Genomic DNA, 22,653 nt, shown 5'->3' with positions numbered 1-22,653 from the left:
CGGCATGGAGGCGCTGCGACTGATCAAGACCGCGCGGCACGGTCTGGCGGAGACCAGGAACATCCCGGACGTGCTGGCGGAGGCCCGGCAGGCGGCGATGCTCGCCGGGGCGGTGGGCGCCCGGATCGCGCGGGATGAGGACGGCGAACTCGCCGGCCTCGGGAGCCTGTTGAGCGAGGCCGCGTTGCATGCGGTGGGCTGCCTGGACCACGCGGCCGGGGACGTGGCGGGGGCGTCGGCCTTCGGGCCCGGGAGCCGGGCGCGAAGGCTCGGCGACCTCGGCGAACTCGGGCCGATGCTGGAGGAGCTCGCCGGGCTCCTGCGGGACATCGGGGAGACGCTGGTCGTGCTGGCCTGCGGGGCCGACACCGAGAGCCTCTACTGGGCGTGCATCGACGGCGTCGACGCCGGAGCGGAGTGCACCCAGCTGGTCGGCCAACTGCGCGACGCCGTGCGGCGGATCGCGGGCGAGCGCCCCGAGGAGGCGGAGGAGCGGCTACTGGTGCTCCAGCTCGACCCGCCGGCGGGGGAGGTGGTTCGGACACCGGTGGCATGAGGACCGGTGAGTGGCTCCTGGACGGTCGGCGCCGCCGTCCAGTGGCCTCTCTCCGCAGCGGTGGTGCAGTTGGCGGGCAGCCGGACGCGGCCCCCACCACTGCACCCGGCCAGGGGCACCGCCCACCACCCGACACGGTCGTGGCGAGTGGGCGCAGTGGGACAACTGGATAGCGGGGCAGCGGGAGTGGGTGGGAGCGGGAAGGGAGGAGGGAGGGGAGGGGGAGGGGGCGGGCCCTCGCGCGAGCGCGCGAGGGCCCGCCCCGAAGAACCCTCTCGAACCCCTGTGGGCGATGAGGTGGCGGGCTTCGAGGCATGCCTCGAAGCCCGCCACCAAGAAGCACGGAGTAGGAAGTCGACGACGCCTACTTCCTACTCCCGGGGTTTTCTTCGGTGCCCCCTTGCTGCTCGCAAGGGGCACCGGGGCCGTGCCGCGCCGCTCGGAGTGGGAAGTCGGACCGGCCGACTTCCCACTCCGGGGGCATTGGGGTATGCGGTGGCGGCCGTGGGGCTTGTGGTTGTGGGGGTTGGTTTCGGGGCTGAAGTGGCCGGCCTGGCGGGCGATCCAGGTGTATTCGGGGGTGCCGTCGGGGAGGGTGCGGAGTTCCCAGCGGCCGTGGCGGGGCGATCTTGAGGGTGGTGACGAGGGTGGTGTCGTACTGGGCACGACCACGGTCGCTCTCGCCGGCCTGTTCCGCGCCATCAAGTCCGGCAAGCTCGATCGCTATGCCTGATGCTGGTGGCCCTCGCTCGCCGCGAGCGAGGGCCCGCCCGGAAGAACCCTTCTGGCGCGTCCTTCCTGCGGTGTTGTGGTGGTGTGGCGGGCTTCGAGGCATGTCTCGAAGCCCGCCACCGGAAGCACGGGGCAACCACCGGAAGCACGGAGTAGGAAGTCGACGAGGCCGACTTCCTGCTCCCGGCCAGCGGTTGGGGACGTCACGGACGCATGGTCCGGCCTTGGGCGTCGCCTTCCACGGCCTTTGCATAGGCGCGGGCCACCTCGGAGACGGGCGTACCGTCGGCCGGGTCCATGTCCAGGCTTTCCAGGGTTTCCTTGATCCACCCCGGGCTGATGAGGTTGATCCGCAGACCCCGTGGCAGCTCGGCGGCGGCGTTCCGGACGAACCCCTCGAGGCCGGCGTTGATGAGGGCGCCCAGCGACCCTCCTGCCAGTGGAGTGGAGAAGGTGCCCCCGGTCAGTGTGATGGAGCCGCCGTCCCGGAGATGGCGCACGGCCCGCCGGGCCAGCGCGACCTGCCCGAGGAGCTTGCCCTGCAGGCCTGCGGCGATCTCGCCGTCCTCCGCCGACGCCAGGTCCACCAAGGGGCCACTGGAAGCACAGCACACCACGGCGTCGAGGTCCGGTAGTTCGTCGAAGAGCGTGTCCAGCGAGGAAGGATCCTCGAGGTCCACCTTCACCGGGCCTCTGCGCGAAGCCTTCACGACCTGATGAGAAGCCTCCAACGCGCCGACGACAGCACGGCCGACCGTACCGGTCGCCCCGATCACAACCACCTTCATGCCACCGAGCATGACAGAACGGGCAGTTCGAGCGGAGGCCCCCGACTCCCCAGAGCGGTGATGCCGGGCTTCGAGGGAGGCCTCGAAGCCCGGCATCACCGGGTGCGCGGGTGGGTCAGTTGTGGGCGTGGAGGTCGGCGTTGAGGCCGCCCCAGGAGCCGGAGCGGGCGATGACCTCGACGGCGCCGGTCTGGGAGTTGCGGCGGAAGAGGAGGTTGTCCTGGCCGGACAGCTCGACGGCCTTGGCCACGGCGCCGTCCGGCGTGGTGACCCGGGTGCCGGCGGTGACGTAGAGGCCGGCCTCGACGACGCAGTCGTTGCCGAGGGAGATGCCGATGCCCGCGTTGGCGCCGAGCAGGCAGCGCTCGCCGACGGAGACGACCTGCTTGCCGCCGCCCGACAGGGTGCCCATGATCGAGGCGCCGCCGCCGATGTCGCTGTGGTCGCCGACCACGACGCCCGCGCTGATCCGGCCCTCGACCATCGAGGTGCCGAGGGTGCCGGCGTTGAAGTTGACGAAGCCCTCGTGCATCACGGTGGTGCCCGTGGCCAGGTGCGCGCCGAGGCGGACGCGGTCCGCGTGGGCGATGCGCACGCCGGACGGCGCGACGTAGTCGGTCATCCGCGGGAACTTGTCGATCCCGTAGACGGCGAGCTGTCCGCCCTGGGCGCGCACGGCCAGCCGGGCCTGCTCGACCTTGTCGACCGGAACCGGGCCGATGCTGGTCCACGCGACGTTGGCCAGCAGGCCGAAGACGCCGTCGAGGTTCAGGCCGTGCGGCCGGACCAGGCGGTGGCTGAGCAGGTGCAGACGCAGGTAGGCGTCGTGCGCGTCGAGCGGCTTCTCGTCCAGCGAGGCGATGGTGGTGCGCACGGCGACCACCTCGACGCCGCGGCGGGCGTCGGCGCGCAGCGCCTCGGCGGCGCCCGCGCCCAGCTCGGCCTCGGCCTGCTCGGCGGTCAGGAGGACGGTCCCGGCCGGGCCGGCCTCGGCGCTCAGCGCGGGAGCCGGATACCAGGTGTCGAGGACGGTGCCGTCCGCGGCGATGGTGGCCAGACCTGCGGCAACGGCGCCGCTCACGGGGGTGGTGGATTCTGCAGTCACATCGTGCACGTTAACGAATCCGGGCCGCCGCTGCCGAACACGCTCACCGTCCGGACCGGTCCCGCCGGCCCCGGGCGGCGACAAAATGCGGTGCCCAAGGAGCCGACCCTCGGCAATACTCCACCAGGTGTTCATGTCGATCTCCACCACAGGTACCGCCGAGAGCCCGGCCACCGACCTGGGCTTTCTGCTGCACAAGCACCCCGGCAAGGTCCAGCGGTTCTCCACGGCGCACGGTGAGGCGCACGTCTTCTACCCGGAGGCGGGCGACGAGGCCTGCACCGCCGCGCTGCTGCTCGCCGTCGACCCGATCGCGCTGGTCCGCGGCGGCCGGGGCAGGGGACGCGCCGGCTCGCCCGACCTCGCGCTCGCCCAGTACGTCAACGACCGCCCCTACGCGGCCTCCTCGCTGCTCGCGGTGGCGCTGCGGACGGTGTTCCGGACGGCGATGAAGGGCGTCTGCGAGGCCCGCCCCGGGCTGGCCGACCGGCCCCGCCCGCTGCGGATCTCGCTGCCGGCCGTGCCGGTCGGCGGCGGCCGCACCGGCGAGGGCGCCGCCGCGGCGATGGCGGTCCGCCTCTTCGAGCCGCTGGGCTGGCAGGTGGAGGCGTCGGCGATCCCGCTGGACGCGGCCTTCCCTGAGTGGGGCGAGTCGCGCTACGTCCGGCTGGAGCTGTCGGCGGAGCAGGTACGGCTGGCCGACGCGCTCCAGCAGCTGTACGTGCTGCTGCCGGCGCTGGACGGCGCCAAGCACTACTGGGTCGCCCCGGACGAGGTCGACAAGCTGCTCGCCGCAGGCGAGGGCTGGCTGGCCGGCCACCCGGAGCGGGCCCTGATCACCCGCCGCTACCTGTCGCGGCGCTGGTCGCTGACCCGGCGGGCGATGGAGCGCCTGGAGCTGGCCCGGCTGGCGGAGGCCGACGACCGCGAGGCCGAGGAGGTCGACAACGCGGTCGACGACACCACCGAGGAAACCGGGCACGAGCAGGGGCCGGGGCCGGAGCCGAGCGAGCCGCGGCGGCCCCCGCTGGCCGAGCAGCGCCGCACGGCGATCCTGGCCGCGCTGCGCGAGGTCGGCGCGGCCCGGGTGGCCGACCTCGGCTGCGGCCAGGGCGAGCTGATCGGCGCGCTGCTGAAGGACGCGCGCGTCACCGAGGTGCTGGGTGTGGACGTGTCGGTGCGAGCGCTGTCCGCGGCCGCCCGTCGGCTGCGGCTGGACCGGATGCCGGAGCGTCAGGCGAGCCGGGTGCGGCTGGTCCAGGGCGCGCTGACGTACACGGACGCGCGGCTGAAGGGTTTCGACGCGGCCGTGCTCTGCGAGGTGATCGAGCACCTGGACCTGCCGCGGCTGCCCGCCCTGGAGTACGCCGTGTTCGGCGCGGCCCGGCCGTCGGCGGTGGTCGTCACGACGCCGAACGCCGGGTACAACGTCCGGTGGGAGAGCCTGCCGGCCGGTCACCTCCGGCACGCCGACCACCGCTTCGAGTGGGACCGCGCCGAGTTCCGCGACTGGGCCGAACGGGTCGCCGCCGTGTACGGCTACACGGTCGACATCCGCCCGGTCGGCCCGCAGGACGACGAGGTCGGCGCCCCGACCCAGCTCGCCCTGTTCCGCCTCGGCGACGGGACGGAACCCGGCGGGAACACGGCCACCACGGCCACCACGGCCACCACGGCCGACATGGCCGACACGAACAGCACGGACAGCACGACGCCCGAAGGGGGCGAGACCCGATGACCGACGAGACCGACGCGACCCAGCCCGCCGACGCCGCCCCGACCGCAGAGACCGCCCCGACCGCCCCGACCGCTCCCCGCCGCCTGCCCGTGACGGACGTCTCCCTGGTCGTGCTGATCGGCACCAGCGGCGCGGGCAAGTCCAGCTTCGCCCGCAGGCACTTCCTGCCCACCCAGGTCATCTCCTCGGACTTCTGCCGCGGCCTGGTGGCCGACGACGAGAACGACCAGTCCGCCTCCGCCGAGGCCTTCGACGTGCTGCACTACATCGTCGGCAAGCGCCTCGCCGCCGGCCGGCTGACCGTCGTGGACGCCACCAACGTCCAGCCGGAGGCCCGCCGCCGGCTGATCGGGATCGCCCGCGACCACGACGTGCTGCCGATCGCCATCGTGCTGGACGTCCCGCCGGGCGTCTGCGCCGAGCGCAACCGCTCCCGCCCGGACCGGCAGCTGCCCGCGCACGTGGTGCCGCGCCAGCACCGCGAGCTGCGCCGCTCCCTGCGCGGCCTGGAGCGCGAGGGCTTCCGCAAGGTGCACATCCTGCGCGGCGAGGCCGAGGTCGAGGCCGCCGAGATCGTGCCGGAGAAGCGCTTCAACGACCTGCGCCACCTCACCGGCCCGTTCGACATCGTCGGCGACATCCACGGCTGCCGCGCCGAGCTGGAGACCCTGCTCACCCGCCTCGGCTGGACCCTGGTCCGGGACGGCGCCGGCCGCCCGGTGGACGCGGTGCACCCCGGGGGCCGCACGGCCGTCTTCGTCGGCGACCTGGTCGACCGCGGGCCGGACACCCCGGGCGTGCTGCGCCTGGTGATGGGCATGGTGGCGGCCGGGCACGCGATCTGCGTGCCGGGCAACCACGAGAACAAGCTCGGCCGGGCGATGGACGGCCGGAAGGTCACCGTCTCGCACGGCCTCCAGGAGTCGCTGGACCAGCTGGCGGGGGAGTCCGAGGAGTTCCGGGCCGAGGTCCGGGCGTTCATCCGCGGCCTGGTCAGCCACTACCTGCTGGACGGCGGCGCCCTCGTGGTCTGCCACGCCGGCCTGCCGGAGAAGTACCACGGCCGGGCCTCCGGCCGGGTGCGCTCGCACGCCCTGTACGGGGACACCACCGGTGAGACCGACGAGTACGGCCTGCCGGTGCGCTACCCGTGGGCGGAGGAGTACCGGGGCCGGGCGCTGGTGGTCTACGGCCACACACCGGTTCCGGTGGCGAGCTTCCTCAACAACACCATCTGCCTGGACACCGGCTGCGTCTTCGGCGGCAGCCTGACCGCGCTGCGCTACCCGGAGCGGGAGCTGGTCGTCGTCGAGGCCGAGCAGGAGTGGTACGCACCGGTGCGGCCGATGCGCACGGACGCGCCGGGCGCCCGGGAGGGCCGCCCGCTGGACCTCGACGACGTGGCGGGCCGCCGGGTGGTGGAGACCTCGCTGCACGGCCGGGTCGCGGTCCGGGAGGAGAACGCGGCGGCGGCCCTGGAGGTGATGAGCCGGTTCGCGATCGACCCCCGGCTGCTCGCCTACCTGCCGCCGACCATGGCGCCGAGCGCGACCTCGGGCCGCCCCGGCTACCTGGAGCACCCGGACGAGGCCTTCGCCGCCTACCGGGCGGACGGCGTCGAGCGGGTGGTCTGCGAGGAGAAGCACATGGGCTCCCGCGCGGTGGTGCTGGTGGCGCGGGACGGGGCGGCGCTGGAGAAGCGGTTCGGGCCGGTCGGCCCGGGCGCGATCTGGACCCGCACCGGCCGGGCGTTCCTCGGGGACGAAGCCCTCACCGCCGCCGTGCTGGACCGGCTGCGGGCGGCCGCCGAGCGCTCCGGGCTGTTCGAGGAGCTGCGCACCGACTGGCTGCTGCTGGACGCCGAGCTGATGCCGTGGTCGCTGAAGGCCGTCGAGCTGCTGCGCCGCCAGTACGCGGCGGTCGGCGCCGCGGCGGGCGCGGCGCTGCCGGTGGTACTGGCCGCGCTGGAGCGGGCGGGCGGGCGCGGGCTGGACGTGGCCGCGCTGACCGGGCGCCAGCGGCAGCGCGCCGCCGACGCGCAGGCGTTCACCGAGGCGTACCGGCGGTACTGCTGGCCGACCGAGGGCCTGGCCGGGATCCGGCTGGCGCCGTTCCAGGTGCTGGCCGCCGAGGGGGCGAACCTCGCGGTGCGTCCGCACGACGAGCACCTCGCCCGGATCGACCGGCTGGTCGAGGCGGACGAGGCGGGCCACCCGGCCGCCCCGCTGCTGCACCGGACCGGCCGGTTGGTGGTGGACACCGCCGACGAGGCGTCACTCGCCGCGGGCGTCGCCTGGTGGGAGGAGCTGACCGCGGCGGGCGGCGAGGGCATGGTGGTCAAGCCGCTGGCCTCGCTGGTGCGCGGCCGGGCGGGGGAAGGCCGGCCGGGCGGGCTGGTCCAGCCCGGGGTGAAGGTGCGCGGGCGCGAGTACCTGCGGATCATCTACGGCCCGGACTACACCGAGCACCTGGACCGGCTGCGGCAGCGCTTCCTCGGCCACAAGCGTTCGCTGGCGCTGCGCGAGTACGCGCTCGGCCTGGAGGCGCTGGACCGCCTGGCGGCGGGCGAGCCGCTCTGGCGGGTGCACGAGCCGGTCTTCGCCGTCCTCGCCCTGGAGTCGGAGCCGGTGGATCCGCGGCTGTGAGGGCCCGGGCGGGCGGAGGCGGCGGTCTTGCATACAAATTCTGAGTATCGTATAGACTTGCTGCTTTCCGCCCGTCCGCCCGTCACCGTCCATCGTCACACCCAGGAGCCCGGCATGGCCTTCAACCTCCGGAACAGGCACTTCCTCAAGGAGCTCGACTTCACGGCCCAGGAGTTCCGCTTCCTGGTGGACCTCGCCGCCACGCTCAAGGCGGCGAAGTACGCGGGCACCGAGCAGCCCCGGCTGCGCGGCAAGAACATCGCGCTGATCTTCGAGAAGACCTCCACCCGGACGCGCTGCGCCTTCGAGGTCGCCGCCCACGACCAGGGCGCCACCACCACCTACCTGGACCCGGCCGGCTCGCAGATCGGCCACAAGGAGTCGATCAAGGACACCGCCCGGGTGCTCGGCCGGATGTTCGACGGCATCGAGTACCGCGGGCACGGCCAGACGGTGGTCGAGGAGCTGGCCGCGTACGCGGGGGTGCCGGTCTGGAACGGCCTCACCGACGAGTGGCACCCCACCCAGATGCTCGCCGACGTGCTCACCGTCATCGAGCACAGCACCAAGCCGCTCACCGAGGTGGCGCTCGCCTACCTCGGCGACGCCCGCTCCAACATGGGCAACTCGCTGCTGGTCACCGGCGCGCTGCTCGGCCTGGACATCCGGATCGTCGCCCCGCGCGCCCTGTGGCCGGACGAGGAGGTGCGCAAGGCCGCCGAGGCGCTTGCCGAGACCAGCGGCGCCCGGATCACCCTCACCGAGGACGTCGCCGCCGGCGTGGCCGGGGCCGACTTCCTCTACACCGACGTCTGGGTCTCGATGGGCGAGCCCAAGGAGGTCTGGGCCGAGCGGATCGCGCTGCTCAAGCCGTACCAGGTGTCGATGGAGACCGTGCGCGCCACCGGCAACCCGCAGGTGAAGTTCCTGCACTGCCTGCCGGCCTTCCACGACCTGGGCACGGTGGTCGGCCGGCAGCTGTTCGAGGAGACCGGCATGGCCGAGCTGGAGTGCACCGACGAGCTGTTCGAGTCGGCGCACTCCGTCGTCTTCGACCAGGCCGAGAACCGCCTGCACACCATCAAGGCCGTCCTGGTCGCGACCCTCGGCGGCTGACGGGGCGAGCGCTACCGCGCCCCGTCCACGCCCTCCAGGTTCACGCAGGCGACCCGGTCGGCCGCGCCGTGCGCCCCGGCCGGGTCGCCCGCGTGCAGCACCAGCGAGCGGGCCCCGCCCGGTCGGGGCCGCCAGGCCACCGCGGCGGCGGCGCCGCCCCCGCCCCGCCCGTCGGTGCGCAGGGTGAGCCGCAGCTCGTTGCGGTCGTTGGCGTACGCGGGGTCGGCGGACGGGCTGACCGGGTCCACCGCGTCCTGGTAGTGCGGGCCGGACGCGGCCGGGTCGGCCCCGCACGCGCCGGTGTGCAGGTGCACCGGAAACGTGTGGTCGGGGGCGACCCCGGCCACGGTCACGGTCAGGACCGTCCGCCCGGGCAGCGAGCGGTCCACCACCACCCGTACGTGCGAGCCGTACGGGACCAGGTCCGGCGCGTGGCTGACCGCGGCCGGCGGGACGAACGCGGTGGCCGGGTCGAAGTCGGCCTCGGTGACCGCGATCGGGAGGGCGGCGGGCGCCAGCAGGGCGAGCGGGAGCAGCGCGGCGGTGAGCGGAGCGGGCATCGGCGAACCTCTTCGCGTGGGGGGCCGGGAGGCCGGACGCCCCGTTCAACGGTGCGCACCGCCCCCCGGACACGCCCCCGCACCCGCCCGCGCTACCCGTCGGCCCGCCGGATCCCCCGGATCTCGCACCGCGGCCCGCTGGCCCGCATCAGCCGCAGGTCGGCCGTGACCAGCGGCGCCCCGAACCGCTCCGCCACCGCCACGTACGCGGCGTCGTCCGGGGTGAGGTTGTCCTTCAGCTCCCAGATCCGCCCGAGCAGCGGTTCGACCGGGACCTTCCGGATCGCCAGCCCGGGCAGTTCGGCGGCGAGCTCGCCGACCCGTTCGGCGGTGAGCTCGCGCGCCAGGTAGAGGCCGCGCAGTGACTGCATCACCTCGATGACGAGGTGCTCGGGCGCCACCCACTCGCCGCCCGCGGCCAGCTCGGCGCGGGCCGCGTTCCCGCGCTCGCCCTCGTCGGCCAGCGCCAGCACCAGCGCGGACGCGTCCACCACGATCACCGTCGGCCCCCATGTCGTTCCCGGCGTGTCACTCCGGGGTCACCGTACCGGGGCCGGGTCGCCGGTCGGCGGGGTGGCCGGAATGCGCGTCGAGGTGACCTGCGGAGTGCTGAGCGGCTCCTCGTGGAACGGCTGGACGGCCTGCTCGGCCTGCTGCGCCGCCTCGGGGGTGATCCACTCCTGGAAGCCGGTGGACATCGCGATGGCCTTGACCTGGTCGAGGCTGAGCGGCAGCCCGCTGCGGGTCTGCGTGTAGCCGGGCGCGTCGGTCCTCTTCACCGTGTTGGTGACCCGGATCCGCACCTGGGTGAAGTCCGGGCGCAGCAGCTCGGCGGTGCGGGCGAGGCGGTCGCCCTCGGCCTGCTCGGTGACGAACAGGAGGCTGCCGTCGGGGAGCACGGTGTCGGAGCAGTGCTGGTACTGATCGCTGGGGATGGCGCAGCTGTACTCGTGGTCGAAGTTGCTCCGGGCCTGGGCCCGGCTGGAGCTTTCGCCGTCGTCGCTGTCGCCGACGCCGCCGTTGACCGCGACGGTCACGGTGGCCGGGCCGTTGCCGTCGTCGTAGGAGAGAGTGCCGCGGCTGCGCGTGCCGGGCCGGTCCGGTCCACCCCAGATGCCCTCAGCGTAGAACTTTCCCGGCTCGGGCCAGGGGGTGGTGCTGGAGACGGTGTCGTTCCAGGTGGCGACCGTGGAGCTGCCGGAGTAGCCGGAGGTGGTGCTGCCGGGCGGCAGGGCCTGGATGACGGCCTGGAGGGCGGCGTGGCCGGTCAGGGCGACCTTGCCGGCGTTGGCCCCGGTACCGGGCACCGGCTGCTCGGAGGTCGAGGACGCGGATCCGGCCGCGGCCTGGATGCGGCCGCCCGCCGCGGACCCGTCGCCGGGCTGGAGGGCGACCGCGCCGCCGGCCGTCAGCACGGCGACGGCGGCGAGCGCGCCGGTGACGGCGGTGCGGCGGCGGCGCCGGATGCGGCGTCCCTGCTCGGCGGCGCCGACGACCAGCGGGCCGAGGTCGGCGCCGACGCCGCCCATCGCCTGGTCGAAGGTGGCGGACAGCCCTCGGCTGTCCCCGGCGGTGTCGTTCAGTTCGTCCATGGTGGTTCCTCGGTTCCTTCCGGATCAGTGGAATGAGCTGGATGAGAGGGAGTGCACGGGGCCGTCAGGAGACGGTGAGCTGCTCGGCGGCCTGCGGCCCGAGCACGCCGCGCAGCCGCCCGAGGGCGCGCAGCGCCTGGCTGCGCACCGCCCCGGGGCTGATGCCGAGTTCGGCGGCGGTCTCCTCGACGCTGCGGTCCTCCCAGTAGCGCAGGACCAGGACGGCCCGGTCCCGGCGGGGGAGTTCGGCGAGCGCGGCGAGCAGGGTGACCCGCAGGGCGGGGTCGCCGGCCGCCGGGGCGGTGCTGCCGGGCGGCTCGGGCAGGTCGCCGAAGGCGGGCCGTTCGCCGCTGCGCCGCAGCCGCCGGTGGGAGAGGTAGGTGCGGACGAGCACGCCGCGGGCGTAGGCCTCCTGGCTGTCGGCGCGGCGGACCTTGGGCCAGGCGGCGTAGAGCTTGGCGAGGGTCGTCTGGGTGAGGTCCTCGGCGAGGTGCCAGTCCCCGCAGAGCAGCAGCGCGGTGCGGAAGAGGTGCTGTCCGCGGGCGTGGGCGAACGCCTCGAACTCGGCGTTCTCCCCGGCCCGTCGTGTCTTCCCGATCACGCTGTTCCCCGCCCCTCCGCGCCTTCGGGACGGTGTCCGTTCGCCCCCTGTGCCCGGATAGACGCGCGAGCCCGGGGGCCGTGTTACGGGTGGGTTCGGCGGAGGTTGGGGGAGGATGCACCCGGTGGGGGCAGGCTGGGGGTGGTGCCGACGTGGCGGACGTGGCGGCATGCACTATGGTTTATCTCGACATCGAGATAACTCCGCCCTACGATATATCTCGACATCAAGATACTTGCCGAGAGGCGCTCACCGGCGGTGCGGGCAAGGTCAGCCTAAGTAAGGGTGACCTTACCACCGTGGCGGCCGGCTACCGCACGAAGCACCTAGAAGGAGTCAGTCGTGTCCGCGAACAGCTTCGACGCCCGCAGCTCGCTGCAGGTGGGCGACGAGTCGTACGAGATCTTCAAGCTCTCCGCCGTCGAGGGGTCCGAGCGGCTGCCCTACAGCCTCAAGGTGCTGCTGGAGAACCTGCTCCGCACCGAGGACGGCGCCAACATCACCGCCGGCCACATCCGTGCCCTCGGCGACTGGGACGCCGACGCCCAGCCGAGCCAGGAGATCCAGTTCACCCCGGCCCGCGTGATCATGCAGGACTTCACCGGTGTGCCGTGCGTGGTCGACCTCGCCACCATGCGCGAGGCCGTCAAGGAGCTGGGCGGCGACCCGGCGAAGATCAACCCGCTGGCCCCGGCCGAGCTGGTCATCGACCACTCCGTCATCGCCGACAAGTTCGGCACCCCGGACGCCTTCGTCCAGAACGTCGAGATCGAGTACGGCCGCAACAAGGAGCGCTACCAGTTCCTGCGCTGGGGCCAGACCGCGTTCGACGAGTTCAAGGTCGTCCCGCCGGGCACCGGCATCGTCCACCAGGTGAACATCGAGCACCTGGCCCGCACCGTCATGGTCCGCGGCGGCCAGGCGTACCCGGACACCTGCGTCGGCACCGACTCGCACACCACCATGGTCAACGGCCTGGGCGTGCTGGGCTGGGGCGTCGGCGGCATCGAGGCCGAGGCCGCCATGCTCGGCCAGCCGGTCTCCATGCTGATCCCGCGCGTCGTCGGCTTCAAGCTGACCGGCGAGCTGCCGGCCGGCACCACCGCCACCGACCTGGTGCTCACCATCACCGAGATGCTGCGCAAGCACGGTGTGGTCGGCAAGTTCGTCGAGTTCTACGGCAACGGCATCGGCGCCATCCCGCTGGCCAACCGCGCCACCATCGGCAACATGTCGCCGGAGTTCGGCTCGACCTGCGCGATCTTCCCGATCGACGCCGAGACCATCAACTACCTGAAGCTCACCGGCCGCGACGAGCAGCAGCTCGCCCTGGTCGAGGCGTACGCCAAGGAGCAGGGTCTCTGGCACGACCCGTCGCACGAGCCGGTCTACTCCGAGTACCTCGAGCTGGACGTCTCCACCGTCGTCCCGTCGATCTCCGGCCCGAAGCGCCCGCAGGACCGCGTGATCCTGGCCGAGGCCGCCGAGCGCTTCGCCGAGGCGCTGCCGACCTACTCGGCCGAGGCCTCCAAGCCGACCGCGGTCACCGCCCCCGACGGCTCGACCTACCGGATCGACAACGGCGCGGTCGTGATCGCCTCGATCACCTCCTGCACCAACACCTCCAACCCCTCCGTCATGCTGGGCGCCGCCCTGCTGGCGAAGAAGGCCGTGGAGAAGGGCCTGACGGTCAAGCCCTGGGTCAAGACCACCCTGGCGCCCGGCTCCAAGGTCGTCATGGACTACTACGAGAAGGCCGGCCTGCTCCCGTACATGGAGAAGCTGGGCTTCAACCTGGTCGGCTACGGCTGCGTCACCTGCATCGGCAACTCGGGCCCGCTGCCCGAGGAGGTCTCGGCCGCGGTCAACGAGGCCGACCTGGCCGTCGTCTCGGTGCTCTCCGGCAACCGCAACTTCGAGGGCCGGATCAACCCCGACGTCAAGATGAACTACCTGGCCTCCCCGCCGCTGGTGGTCGCCTACGCCCTCGCCGGCAACATGAACGTCGACATCACCAAGGACGCCCTGGGTCAGGACGCCGACGGCAACGACGTCTTCCTCGCCGACATCTGGCCGTCCGAGCAGGAGGTCGCCGCCACCGTCGCCGGCTCCATCGACCAGGACATGTTCGACAAGGGCTACCAGGACGTCTTCGCCGGCGACCACCGCTGGCAGTCGCTCCCGGTCCCGACCGGCAACACCTTCGAGTGGGACGCCGAGTCCACCTACGTCCGCAAGCCCCCGTACTTCGAGGGCATGGCCAAGACCCCGAGCCCGGTGACCGACATCGCCGGCGCCCGCGTCCTGGCCAGGCTGGGCGACTCGGTGACCACCGACCACATCTCCCCGGCCGGCAACATCAAGCCGGGCACCCCGGCGGCGCAGTACCTGACCGCCAACGGCGTCGAGAAGCGCGACTTCAACTCCTACGGCTCGCGCCGCGGCAACCACGAGGTCATGATCCGCGGCACCTTCGCCAACATCCGCCTGCGCAACCAGATCGCGCCGGGCACCGAGGGCGGCTACACCCGCGACTTCACCCAGGCCGACGGCCCGGTGTCGTTCATCTACGACGCCTCGCAGAACTACCAGGCCGCCGGCATCCCGCTGGTCGTCCTGGCCGGCAAGGAGTACGGCTCCGGCTCGTCCCGCGACTGGGCCGCCAAGGGCACCGCGCTGCTCGGCGTCAAGGCCGTCATCGCCGAGTCCTACGAGCGCATCCACCGCTCGAACCTGATCGGCATGGGCGTCCTGCCGCTGCAGTTCCCGGAGGGCGAGAACGCCGACTCCCTCGGCCTGACCGGCGAGGAGACCTTCTCCATCACCGGCGTGACCGAGCTCAACGAGGGCCGCACCCCGGCGACCGTCAAGGTCAAGGCCGGCGACAGGGAGTTCGACGCGGTCGTCCGCATCGACACCCCCGGTGAGGCGGACTACTACCGCAACGGCGGCATCCTGCAGTACGTGCTGCGCAGCCTGATCAACGGCTGAGCACCGCGCCGCTAGGGCCGAGGAGGCCGGACCGCACCCGCGGTCCGGCCTCCTGCGCTTTGCCCGCCGGACGTCCCCGCTTTGCCGGTCTTTTGCATAGTGCGCCGACCCGGCAGGTCCTCTTGTGCGGCAGGGGCGCCATGGACTAAACCTCTGTCCCAGCTGGTCCAGACCAATTGACGCTGCTTCAGAGAATAGGTCCGGTATGCCCATTCGCCGCCCCGCCCTGCTCGCCGCCGCCACCGTCGCCGCGCTGCTCGCCTCCACCGCCGCCACCGCCACGGCCCACGCCGCCGACGGCGCCAAGGGCCCCAAGCTGAAGGGCCAGCGGGTCGGCTACTTCACCTCGTGGGGCGCCGACAGCTCCGCCAAGCGCGTCCAGGAGTCCGGCCAGGCCGGCCGGCTGACCGTGATCAACTACGCCTTCGGCAACGCCTCCGCCGAGGGCACCTGCTTCGAGTCCGACGAGCCCGGCCAGGGCGACGCCTACAACGACTACCAGCGCGCCTTCTCCGCCGCCGACTCGGTGGACGGCGTCGCCGACGCCCCGGGCCAGGCGCTCAAGGGCCACTTCAACCAGCTGCGCAAGCTCAAGGCGCAGAACCCGCAGCTCAAGGTCGTCATCTCGCTGGGCGGCTGGAGCTGGTCCAAGTACTTCTCGGACGCCGCCGCCACCGACGAGGCCCGCAAGAAGTTCGTCTCCTCCTGCATCGACCTCTACATGAAGGGCGACGTGCCGCAGCTGGCCGGCTCCCCGGAGGGCGGCGCCGGCGCGGCCGCGGGCGTCTTCGACGGCATCGACGTCGACTGGGAGTACCCGGGCGGCGGCGGTGACGCGGGCAACGTGGTCCGTGCCGAGGACGGCCGCAACTTCACCCTGCTGATGGCCGAGTTCCGCAAGCAGCTGGACGGCCTGGCCGCCGAGCGCGCCGAGGCCGCGGGCAAAGGCAAGGGCAAGAAGCCCGAGCACTACCTGCTGACCGCCGCCGTCGCCGCCAACGAGACCGTCGCCGACCGGCTGGAGCTGCCCGAGCTCGCGACCTCCGTCGACTGGCTCAACCTCATGACCTACGACCTGCACGGGCCGTGGGAGGGCAAGGGCCCGACCAACCACCACTCCCCCCTCTACTCCGACCCCACCGACCCGGACGCGCGCCAGCGCAGCGCCGACAAGGCCGTCGACCACTACGCCCAGCGCGGCCTGCCCTCGCAGCAGACCGTCCTCGGTACGCCGTTCTACGGCCACGGCTGGACCGGCGTGCCGGCCGGCAGCCGGAGCGGCCTCTACCAGAAGGCCACCGGCACCGTGCCGGACCTCACCTACGGGGAGCTCAACGCGCTGCCCGGCGCCACCACCTACGTGGACCGCGACCACGGCGCGTCCTGGAAGTACGACGGCACCACCTTCTACAGCTTCGACTCGGCCGAGGTGCTCACCGAGAAGGGCCGCTACGCCCGCTGGAACGACCTGGCCGGTGTGATGGTCTGGTCGCTGGACGGCGACGACGCCCAGGGCAGCGCCATGGCCGCCCTGGACAAGGGCCTGCGCGGCAAGTGACCCGGCCGCCGGGACTTCCCTGAGCAACGCGGGACTTCCCCGAGCAACGCGGGACTGCCCTGAGCAACGCGGGACTGCCGTGAGCAAGGGGAGGGCCCGCCGCGACGCGCGTCGTGGCGGGCCCTCCTGTTGGTCCGCTCAGGCCCGGTCGCAGGCCTGCGCCCGCAGCGCGCGGGCCAGGTCGTCCCGGCGCTCCAGCACCAGCCGGCGCAGCGCGGGCGCCGCCTGCGGGTGCCCGGCCAGCCAGCCGTCCGCCTCGGCGAGGGTGGCCTCGTCCACCTGCGACTGCGGGAAGAAGCCGCCGACGATGCGCATCGCGATCTCGATGGTCCGCTCGGCCCAGACCCGCTCCAGCAGCTTGAAGTAGGGCGCGGCGTACAGGGCGGTCAGGTCGCGGTGGGCGGGCACCGCGAAGCCGGCGATGTTGGCCTCGACCAGCGCGTTGGGCAGCTCGTCGGAGTCGATCACGGCGGACCAGGCGGCGGCCTTGGCCTCCGGGGTGGGCCGGGCGGCCAGGCTCTGGGTGTACTGGCGGCGGCCGCCGGCGGTGTTGTCGGCGGCGAGCTCCCCGGCCAGCTCCTCCTCGCCGGCCTGGCCGGCCGCGGCCAGTGCCAGCCACAGTGCCCAGCGCAGCTCCTGGTCGACCTCCAGGCCGTCGATCCGGGCGGTGCCGGCCAGCAGGCCGCGGACCAGGCCGAGGTGCTCGGAGCCGTTGGCGGTCTGCGCCAGGAAGCGGGCCCAGGCCAGCTGGTGGTCGCTGCCGGGGGCGGCGGCGCGCAGCTCGTGCAGCGCGCCGTCGGCGAGCAGCCGGCCGCCCTCGCCGCGCCAGGCCGGGTCGGCGTAGAGGTCGACGGCGCCCTTGGCCTGGGTGTGCAGCGACTGCAGGACGCCGATGTTGGCCTCCTGGCCGGCGAACCGCAGGACCAGCGCGACGTAGTCGCGGGCCGGCATCAGGGCGTCCCGGGTGAGGTTCCAGAGCGCGGACCAGGCGAGCGCGCGGGCCAGGTCGTCCTGGATGTCGCCGAGGCCGGTGCGCAGGGTCTCCAGCGACTCCTCGTCGAAGCGGATCTTGCAGTAGGTCAGGTCGTCGTCGTTGAGCAGGACGAGCGCGGGCCGGGTGAGGCCGACGGCCTCGGCGACGGTGGTGCGGGCACCGGTGACGTCCAGCTCGAAGCGGGCGGTGCGCACCAGCGCGCCGTCGGCGTCCCGGTCGTAGAGGCCGACCGCGATCCGGTGCGGGCGCAGGACGCCGCCGTCCTGGAGGACGGCGAGCTCGGTGATCCGGCCCTCGGCGTCGGCGGTGAGCTGCGGGGTGAGGGTGTTGACGCCGGCGGTCTGCAGCCAGGCGGCGGCCCAGGACTTGAGGTCGCGGCCGCTGGTCTCCTCCAGGATGTCCAGCAGGTCGGCGAGTTCGGTGTTGCCGAAGGCGTGCCGCTGGAAGTAGCGGCGGGCGCCCTCGAAGAAGGCCTCGGCCCCGGCGTAGGCCACCAGCTGCTTGAGCACCGAGGCGCCCTTGGCGTAGGTGATGCCGTCGAAGTTGAGCTTGGCGTCCTCGAGGTCGCGGATGTCCGCGGTGATCGGGTGGGTGGTGGGGAACTGGTCCTGCCGGTAGGCCCAGGCCTTGCGCTGGTTGGCGAAGGTGACCCAGGCGGACTGGTAGCGGGTGCCGGCGCCGACCAGGCCGTAGGAGCCCATGAAGTCGGCGAAGGACTCCTTCAGCCACAGGTCGTCCCACCAGCGCATGGTGACCAGGTCGCCGAACCACATGTGCGCCATCTCGTGCAGGACGACGTTGGCGCGGCCCTCGTAGGCGGCGTCGGTGACCTTCGAGCGGAAGACGAACTCCTCGCGGAAGGTGACGCAGCCGGGGTTCTCCATGGCGCCGATGTTGTACTCGGGGACGAACGCCTGGTCGTACTTGCCGAAGGGGTACGGGTAGGCGAACCGCTCGTGGAAGAAGTCGAGTCCGAGCTTGGTGACGCCGAGGATCTCGTCGGCGTCGAAGTACGGGGCGAGCGACCTGCGGCACATCGCGGAGAGCGGGATGTCCAGCACGGTGCCGTCGTCGAGGGTGCGGCTGTAGTGGTCGCGGGCGACGTGGTACGGGCCGGCGACGACGGCGGTGAGGTACGTGGAGATCGCCTTGGTCGGCGCGAACTCCCAGGTGCGGGCGGCGTCTTCGGTGGTGACGCTCTCGTGCGGGGCGTTGGACCGGACGTCCCAGGCGGCCGGCGCGGTGACGGTGAAGGTGAACGGGGCCTTCAGGTCGGGCTGTTCGAAGGTGGCGAAGACCCGGCGGGCGTCGGCCGGCTCGTAGTGGGTGTAGAGGTAGGTCTCGCCGTCGGCGGGGTCGGTGAAGCGGTGCAGGCCCTCGCCGGTGCGGCTGTAGGCGCAGTCGGCCTCGACGGTGAGCACGTTCTCGGCGGCGAGGCCGTCGACGTGCACCCGGGCGCCGTCGTAGGCGGCGGCCGGGTCGAGGGCGCGGCCGTTGAGGGTGACGGCGCGCACGGCGGGGGCGAGCAGGTCGACGAAGGTCGACGCGCCCGGCTCGGCGCAGCGGAAGGCGATGGTGGTGGTGGATCGGAAGGTGGCGGCCGCCGGCTCGGGGGCCGAGGTCACGTCCAGCCGGACGCGGTAGCCGTCCACGGTGAGGATGCTGGCCCGCTGCTGGGCTTCGTCGCGGCTCAGGTTCTTGCCCGGCACGGCGGTACTCCTTTGTCCGGCTCGCACGGTGGTGCGGTCTTCGCTGGTGCGGTGGTGCGGCGCGCTGTGGTGCTGCGGGGGCATCCTTTCACGCCCCTCGCGCCGGTACCATTGCACAACTCGGACGGGTGGGCCGGAATCAGCGGCGCGGGCCGGGCGTTGGCGCTCTGGGGGACGGGGCCGGCTGCGCCCGTACGGTCCCCGACACGCATCTTCCCGGACGATTCTCGAAGGACGACAGCCGTGACGACTTCCGCTGGTGCCGCCGGCGCCGCCGAGCGCAAGACCGCCGACTTCTGGTTCGACCCGGCCTGTCCGTGGGCCTGGATGACGTCCCGCTGGCTGATCGAGGTCCAGCGGCTGCGCCCGGTGGACGTGAACTGGCACGTGATGAGCCTGTCGGTGCTGAACGAGGGCCGGGACCTCCCGCCGCAGTACCGGGAGCTGCTGGACAACGCCTGGGGCGCGGTGCGGGTGTGCGTCGCGGCCGCGCAGCAGCACGGCGACCAGGTGCTGGGCCGGCTCTACACCGAGCTGGGCACCCGCTTCCACAACCAGGGCCTGCCGCAGAACCGGGAGACGGTCGAGGCGGCGCTGGTCGCGGCCGGGCTGCCGGTGGAGCTGGCGGAGGCGGCCGGCACCGACGCGTACGACGAGGCGCTGCGCCTGTCGCACAAGGAGGGCATCACCCTGGTCGGCGAGGACGTCGGCACCCCGGTGATCGCGGTCGAGGGCGCGGACGGCGAGCGGGTCGCGTTCTTCGGCCCGGTGGTGACGCCGATCCCGCGCGGCGAGGCCGCGGCCCGGCTGTGGGACGGCACCCTGCTGGTCGCCTCGACGCCGGGCTTCTACGAGATCAAGCGGACCCGCACCGCGAGCCCGTCCTTCGAGTAGGCGCGCACGGCGAAGGGGGCCCGGTACCGCGCGGTACCGGGCCCCCTTCGCCGTACGCGTCAGCGGCGGGCGGCGTCCCGGCGCTGCTTGAGCAGGCCGGCGGCGGTGAGCAGCGCGACCAGCACGCCGGCCGCGTAGAGCTGCTGCCGGTTGCCCTCGGTGGTGGTCATCAGGGCGAGGATGCCGGCGACGGCGGCCATCGCGACCCAGGTCAGGTACGGGAAGCCCCACATCCGCACGGTGAGCAGCCCGGGCTCCTCGCGCTCCAGGCGGCGGCGCATCCGCAGCTGGACGACGCAGATGAACAGCCAGACGACCAGGATGGCGACGCCGGTGGTGTTCATCAGCCAGGTGAAGACGGTGGCGGGCCAGAACTTGGCGGCCAGGACGGCGGCGAAGCCGAACAGGCAGGAGGCGAGCACGGCCCGCCGGGGGACCCCGCGGCTGACCTTGGCGAGGGCGCGCGGACCCTGGCCGCGGCCGACCAGCGAGTAGGCCATCCGGGAGGCGCCGTAGATGTTGGCGTTCATCGCGGACAGCAGCGCGATCAGGACCACGAACTGCATGATCGTCCCGGCGCCGGGCACTCCGAGGTGGCGCAGCACGGTGACGTAGGGGCCGTCGGCGACGACCGCCGGGTCCTTCCAGGAGACCAGGGTGACGACCAGCGCCATCGAGCCGATGTAGAAGATCGCGATCCGCCAGACGGCGGTGCGCACGGCGTTGGCGACGTTGCGCTTGGGGTCCTCGGACTCGGCGGCGGCGATGGTGACGGTCTCCAGGCCGCCGTAGGCGAAGACGGAGGCGAGCAGGCCGACGATCAGTCCGCTGACGCCGGTGGGCAGGAAGCCGCCCTGGCCGGTGAGGTTGGCGGTGCCGGGGGCGCCGGGGCCGAGCACGCCGGCCACGCCGAGGCCGCCCAGCACCAGGAAGGCGATGATCGCGGCGACCTTGACGGCGGCGAACCAGAACTCGAACTCGCCGAAGTTCTTCACCGCGGTGAGGTTGCTGGCGCAGAAGAACACCATGAACAGGGCGACCCAGACCCAGGAGGAGACGCCGGGGACCCAGCCGTTGACGATCTTGCCGGCGGCGGTGGCCTCGGCGGCGACGCCGCAGCAGAGCATGACCCAGTACATCCAGCCGGCGGTGATCCCGGCCCAGGGGCCGAGCTCCTTCTCGGCGTGCACGGAGAAGGAGCCGGAGGCCGGGCGGGCCGCGGACATCTCGCCGAGCATCCGCATGATCAGCATGACCAGCAGGCCGGAGAGCACGAAGGCCAGGATGATGGCGGGTCCGGCCGCGGCGATGCCCGCGCCGGAGCCGACGAACAGGCCGGCGCCGATGACGCCGCCGAGCGCGATCATCGAGAGGTGGCGCTGCTTGAGCCCGTGCGAGAGCTGCTGGCCGGCGGCCGGGGGAGCGGGTGCGGTGGTCCCGGGCGGCGCGGTGGGCGCGGAGGTGGGGGCCATGGGGGGTGGATCCAGACTGTTCGACATGTGGTGCGAGCTGTCCAATATCCGGTGAAACGGCTGTGCATGCCAAGAATGTCCGGTTCGGGACCAGTATGCGGACCCCATCGTGACAGCATCGGCCCGAATGCTCACGTTCCGTGGCCCCGGTGGGTCGGGACCCGACAAGGAGGGCGGCCGGGGCTTTGTCCGGATCCCTGACGGTGTTCGGCGTGATCGCCGCGTAGGTTCGGACGTGATCACCCACGCGATCCGCCGATCCTTCGATCGTCCGGATCCCCGCCGTGCCGAGGAGAAGCCCGATGGCCACCGCCAGCACCCCCGTTCCGAGCCGCGCCGTCCTCGCCGACCTGCTGCCCGCCGCCGGTACCCGGTTCGGCGCCCAGGCCCGCGACCTCGTCCTGGTCGCCGGCGGCGCCGCGCTCACCGGCCTGGCCGCCCAGCTGTCGGTCAACGTCCCCGGCTCCCCGGTGCCGGTCACCGGCCAGACCTTCGCCGCCCTGCTGGTCGGCACCGCGCTCGGCACCCGCCGCGGCGTCGCCTCGCTCGGCCTCTACCTGCTGGCCGGCATGGCGGGCGTGCCGTGGTTCGCCGAGGGCTCCTCCGGCTGGTCGATGCCCTCCCTCGGCTACGCGATCGGCTTCGTGCTGGCGGCCGGCCTGGTCGGCGCGCTGGCCCGGCGCGGCGCCGACCGCTCGCCGGCCCGCACCGCCGTCGCGATGGTCCTCGGCAGCCTCGCCATCTACGCGGTCGGCGTGCCCTACCTGGCGTTCGCCCTCGACGTCCCGATGGCCCGCGCCGCCGAGCTCGGCCTCTACCCGTACCTGGTCGGCGACGCCCTGAAGGCCGCCCTCGCCGCCGGCGCCCTCCCGCTGGCCTGGAAGCTCCTCGGCCGCCGCTGAGGACCCTCTCTTCGGGGCCGGGCCCGCCTTCGGGGCGCTGCGGCCCGGCGCCCCTTCGGCTCACGCGGCCCCGGCCCCGCGCCCGCCGGACGCGTCGCCCCCTGCGGAGCCCGGGTCCGCGCGCATGCCACACTCATGGGCATGCGCGTGTACCTGGGCTCCGACCATGCCGGATACGAACTGAAGAACCACCTCGTGGAGTGGCTCGAGGAGGCCGGCCACGAGCCGGTCGACTGCGGGCCGCACATCTACGACGCCCTCGACGACTACCCCCCGTTCTGCCTGCGCGCCGCCGAGCGCACCGCCTCCGACCCGCAGTCGCTGGGCATCGTGATCGGCGGCTCGGGCAACGGCGAGGCGATCGCCGCCAACAAGGTCAAGGGCGTCCGTGCGGCGCTGGCCTGGAGCGAGCAGACCGCCGCGCTCGGCCGCGAGCACAACAACGCCAACGTGATCTCCATCGGCGGCCGGATGCACACCGAGGACGAGGCCACCAGGTTCGTCGAGATCTTCCTCAACACCCCGTACAGCGGCGACGAGCGGCACACCCGCCGGATCGACATGCTCAGCGTGTACGAGACCACCGGTGAGCTCCCGCCGATCCCGGCCCACCACCCGCAGCAGGAGGGCTGACCCCTCCCGCCCGTCCCGGTTCCTCCCGGCGGCCGGCCGCGCCCCCGACGGCGCGGCCGGCCGCGCG

17 protein-coding genes are annotated in these 22,653 nt (G+C 73.1%); 9 read left to right on the top strand and 8 right to left on the bottom strand.

Annotated features, from left to right (window positions below):
- Nucleotides 1–4 precede the first annotated feature (4 nt).
- Nucleotides 5–556: a DUF6099 family protein gene (locus ACFCLZ_RS13590; RefSeq protein WP_380285159.1), complete on the top strand. Its 552-nt coding sequence runs from the start codon at nucleotides 5–7 to the stop codon at nucleotides 554–556.
- 935 nt (nucleotides 557–1,491) lie between these two features.
- Here ACFCLZ_RS13590 and ACFCLZ_RS13585 read toward each other — a convergent pair.
- Together ACFCLZ_RS13585 and dapD are read right to left on the bottom strand one after the other, a co-directional pair.
- Nucleotides 1,492–2,172: a short chain dehydrogenase gene (locus ACFCLZ_RS13585; RefSeq protein WP_380285158.1), complete on the bottom strand. Its 681-nt coding sequence runs from the start codon at nucleotides 2,170–2,172 to the stop codon at nucleotides 1,492–1,494.
- A gap of 19 nt (nucleotides 2,173–2,191) precedes the next feature.
- The gene (gene dapD, locus ACFCLZ_RS13580) at nucleotides 2,192–3,181 is read right to left on the bottom strand and encodes a 2,3,4,5-tetrahydropyridine-2,6-dicarboxylate N-succinyltransferase (RefSeq protein WP_380285157.1); all 990 of its coding nucleotides are present in this window, start codon (nucleotides 3,179–3,181) and stop codon (nucleotides 2,192–2,194) included.
- A gap of 127 nt (nucleotides 3,182–3,308) precedes the next feature.
- Here dapD and ACFCLZ_RS13575 point away from each other — a divergent pair, with 127 nt between their 5' ends.
- From ACFCLZ_RS13575 to argF, 3 genes are all read left to right on the top strand, one after another.
- Nucleotides 3,309–4,919, top strand: coding sequence for a 3' terminal RNA ribose 2'-O-methyltransferase Hen1 (locus tag ACFCLZ_RS13575; protein WP_380285156.1), 1,611 nt, complete (start codon nucleotides 3,309–3,311; stop codon nucleotides 4,917–4,919).
- Nucleotides 4,916–7,564, top strand: a complete 2,649-nt coding sequence (locus tag ACFCLZ_RS13570) for a polynucleotide kinase-phosphatase (RefSeq protein WP_380285155.1) — start codon at nucleotides 4,916–4,918, stop codon at nucleotides 7,562–7,564. Before ACFCLZ_RS13575 ends, ACFCLZ_RS13570 begins: the two co-directional genes overlap by 4 nt.
- A gap of 114 nt (nucleotides 7,565–7,678) precedes the next feature.
- Nucleotides 7,679–8,680 (top strand): ornithine carbamoyltransferase, encoded by a 1,002-nt coding sequence (argF, locus tag ACFCLZ_RS13565; RefSeq protein ID WP_380285154.1) that lies wholly within the window; start codon nucleotides 7,679–7,681, stop codon nucleotides 8,678–8,680.
- Between the two features lie 11 nt (nucleotides 8,681–8,691).
- Here the strand turns inward: argF and ACFCLZ_RS13560 are convergent, their stop codons facing one another.
- The 4 genes from ACFCLZ_RS13560 to ACFCLZ_RS13545 form a co-directional block, all read right to left on the bottom strand.
- Complete coding sequence (locus tag ACFCLZ_RS13560; protein ID WP_380285153.1) at nucleotides 8,692–9,240, bottom strand: superoxide dismutase family protein; 549 nt, start codon at nucleotides 9,238–9,240, stop codon at nucleotides 8,692–8,694.
- Nucleotides 9,241–9,332: 92 nt separating this feature from the next.
- Nucleotides 9,333–9,740, bottom strand: coding sequence for a type II toxin-antitoxin system VapC family toxin (locus ACFCLZ_RS13555; RefSeq protein WP_380285152.1), 408 nt, complete (start codon nucleotides 9,738–9,740; stop codon nucleotides 9,333–9,335).
- 39 nt (nucleotides 9,741–9,779) lie between these two features.
- The gene (locus ACFCLZ_RS13550; protein WP_380285151.1) at nucleotides 9,780–10,832 is read right to left on the bottom strand and encodes a hypothetical protein; all 1,053 of its coding nucleotides are present in this window, start codon (nucleotides 10,830–10,832) and stop codon (nucleotides 9,780–9,782) included.
- A 64-nt stretch (nucleotides 10,833–10,896) separates the two neighbouring features.
- Entirely contained in the window at nucleotides 10,897–11,433 is a 537-nt protein-coding gene (locus ACFCLZ_RS13545) for a SigE family RNA polymerase sigma factor (protein ID WP_380285150.1), read from the bottom strand.
- A 342-nt stretch (nucleotides 11,434–11,775) separates the two neighbouring features.
- On the opposite strand from ACFCLZ_RS13545, the gene acnA reads away from it, so the two are divergent.
- Both acnA and ACFCLZ_RS13535 read left to right on the top strand, forming a co-directional pair.
- Nucleotides 11,776–14,424: an aconitate hydratase AcnA gene (acnA, locus tag ACFCLZ_RS13540; RefSeq protein WP_380285149.1), complete on the top strand. Its 2,649-nt coding sequence runs from the start codon at nucleotides 11,776–11,778 to the stop codon at nucleotides 14,422–14,424.
- 205 nt (nucleotides 14,425–14,629) lie between these two features.
- Entirely contained in the window at nucleotides 14,630–15,982 is a 1,353-nt protein-coding gene (locus ACFCLZ_RS13535) for a glycoside hydrolase family 18 protein (protein ID WP_380285148.1), read from the top strand.
- Between the two features lie 138 nt (nucleotides 15,983–16,120).
- On the opposite strand, the gene pepN is transcribed toward ACFCLZ_RS13535, so the two are convergent.
- Nucleotides 16,121–18,685 (bottom strand): aminopeptidase N, encoded by a 2,565-nt coding sequence (gene pepN, locus ACFCLZ_RS13530; protein WP_380285147.1) that lies wholly within the window; start codon nucleotides 18,683–18,685, stop codon nucleotides 16,121–16,123.
- A gap of 243 nt (nucleotides 18,686–18,928) precedes the next feature.
- Here pepN and ACFCLZ_RS13525 point away from each other — a divergent pair, with 243 nt between their 5' ends.
- Entirely contained in the window at nucleotides 18,929–19,579 is a 651-nt protein-coding gene (locus ACFCLZ_RS13525) for a disulfide bond formation protein DsbA (protein WP_380285146.1), read from the top strand.
- A gap of 59 nt (nucleotides 19,580–19,638) precedes the next feature.
- On the opposite strand, the gene ACFCLZ_RS13520 is transcribed toward ACFCLZ_RS13525, so the two are convergent.
- Nucleotides 19,639–21,051, bottom strand: coding sequence for an amino acid permease (locus ACFCLZ_RS13520; RefSeq protein ID WP_380285145.1), 1,413 nt, complete (start codon nucleotides 21,049–21,051; stop codon nucleotides 19,639–19,641).
- Nucleotides 21,052–21,353: 302 nt separating this feature from the next.
- On the opposite strand from ACFCLZ_RS13520, the gene ACFCLZ_RS13515 reads away from it, so the two are divergent.
- Together ACFCLZ_RS13515 and ACFCLZ_RS13510 are read left to right on the top strand one after the other, a co-directional pair.
- Nucleotides 21,354–21,953, top strand: a complete 600-nt coding sequence (locus ACFCLZ_RS13515) for a biotin transporter BioY (protein ID WP_380285144.1) — start codon at nucleotides 21,354–21,356, stop codon at nucleotides 21,951–21,953.
- Nucleotides 21,954–22,094: 141 nt separating this feature from the next.
- Nucleotides 22,095–22,586 (top strand): ribose-5-phosphate isomerase, encoded by a 492-nt coding sequence (locus ACFCLZ_RS13510; protein WP_380285143.1) that lies wholly within the window; start codon nucleotides 22,095–22,097, stop codon nucleotides 22,584–22,586.
- Nucleotides 22,587–22,653 lie beyond the last annotated feature (67 nt).

The organism is Kitasatospora purpeofusca, from assembly GCF_042691725.1.
GTDB classification, from domain to species: domain Bacteria; phylum Actinomycetota; class Actinomycetes; order Streptomycetales; family Streptomycetaceae; genus Kitasatospora; species Kitasatospora purpeofusca_B.
The sequence above is the reverse complement of the archived record's forward strand: the minus strand, read 5'-3'. Positions and strand labels throughout refer to the sequence as shown.

Excerpts from the sequence above, each read along its gene's own strand:
- ACFCLZ_RS13535 (WP_380285148.1), top strand. The coding sequence starts at position 14,630 with ATGCCCATTCGCCGCCCCGCCCTGCTCGCCGCCGCCACCGTCGCCGCG.
- ACFCLZ_RS13515 (WP_380285144.1), top strand. The coding sequence starts at position 21,354 with ATGGCCACCGCCAGCACCCCCGTTCCGAGCCGCGCCGTCCTCGCCGAC.
- ACFCLZ_RS13570 (WP_380285155.1), top strand. The coding sequence starts at position 4,916 with ATGACCGACGAGACCGACGCGACCCAGCCCGCCGACGCCGCCCCGACC.
- ACFCLZ_RS13510 (WP_380285143.1), top strand. The coding sequence starts at position 22,095 with ATGCGCGTGTACCTGGGCTCCGACCATGCCGGATACGAACTGAAGAAC.
- argF (WP_380285154.1), top strand. The coding sequence starts at position 7,679 with ATGGCCTTCAACCTCCGGAACAGGCACTTCCTCAAGGAGCTCGACTTC.
- ACFCLZ_RS13560 (WP_380285153.1), bottom strand. The coding sequence starts at position 9,240 with ATGCCCGCTCCGCTCACCGCCGCGCTGCTCCCGCTCGCCCTGCTGGCG.
- ACFCLZ_RS13520 (WP_380285145.1), bottom strand. The coding sequence starts at position 21,051 with ATGGCCCCCACCTCCGCGCCCACCGCGCCGCCCGGGACCACCGCACCC.
- ACFCLZ_RS13585 (WP_380285158.1), bottom strand. The coding sequence starts at position 2,172 with ATGCCGGGCTTCGAGGCCTCCCTCGAAGCCCGGCATCACCGCTCTGGG.
- ACFCLZ_RS13590 (WP_380285159.1), top strand. The coding sequence starts at position 5 with ATGGAGGCGCTGCGACTGATCAAGACCGCGCGGCACGGTCTGGCGGAG.
- ACFCLZ_RS13550 (WP_380285151.1), bottom strand. The coding sequence starts at position 10,832 with ATGGACGAACTGAACGACACCGCCGGGGACAGCCGAGGGCTGTCCGCC.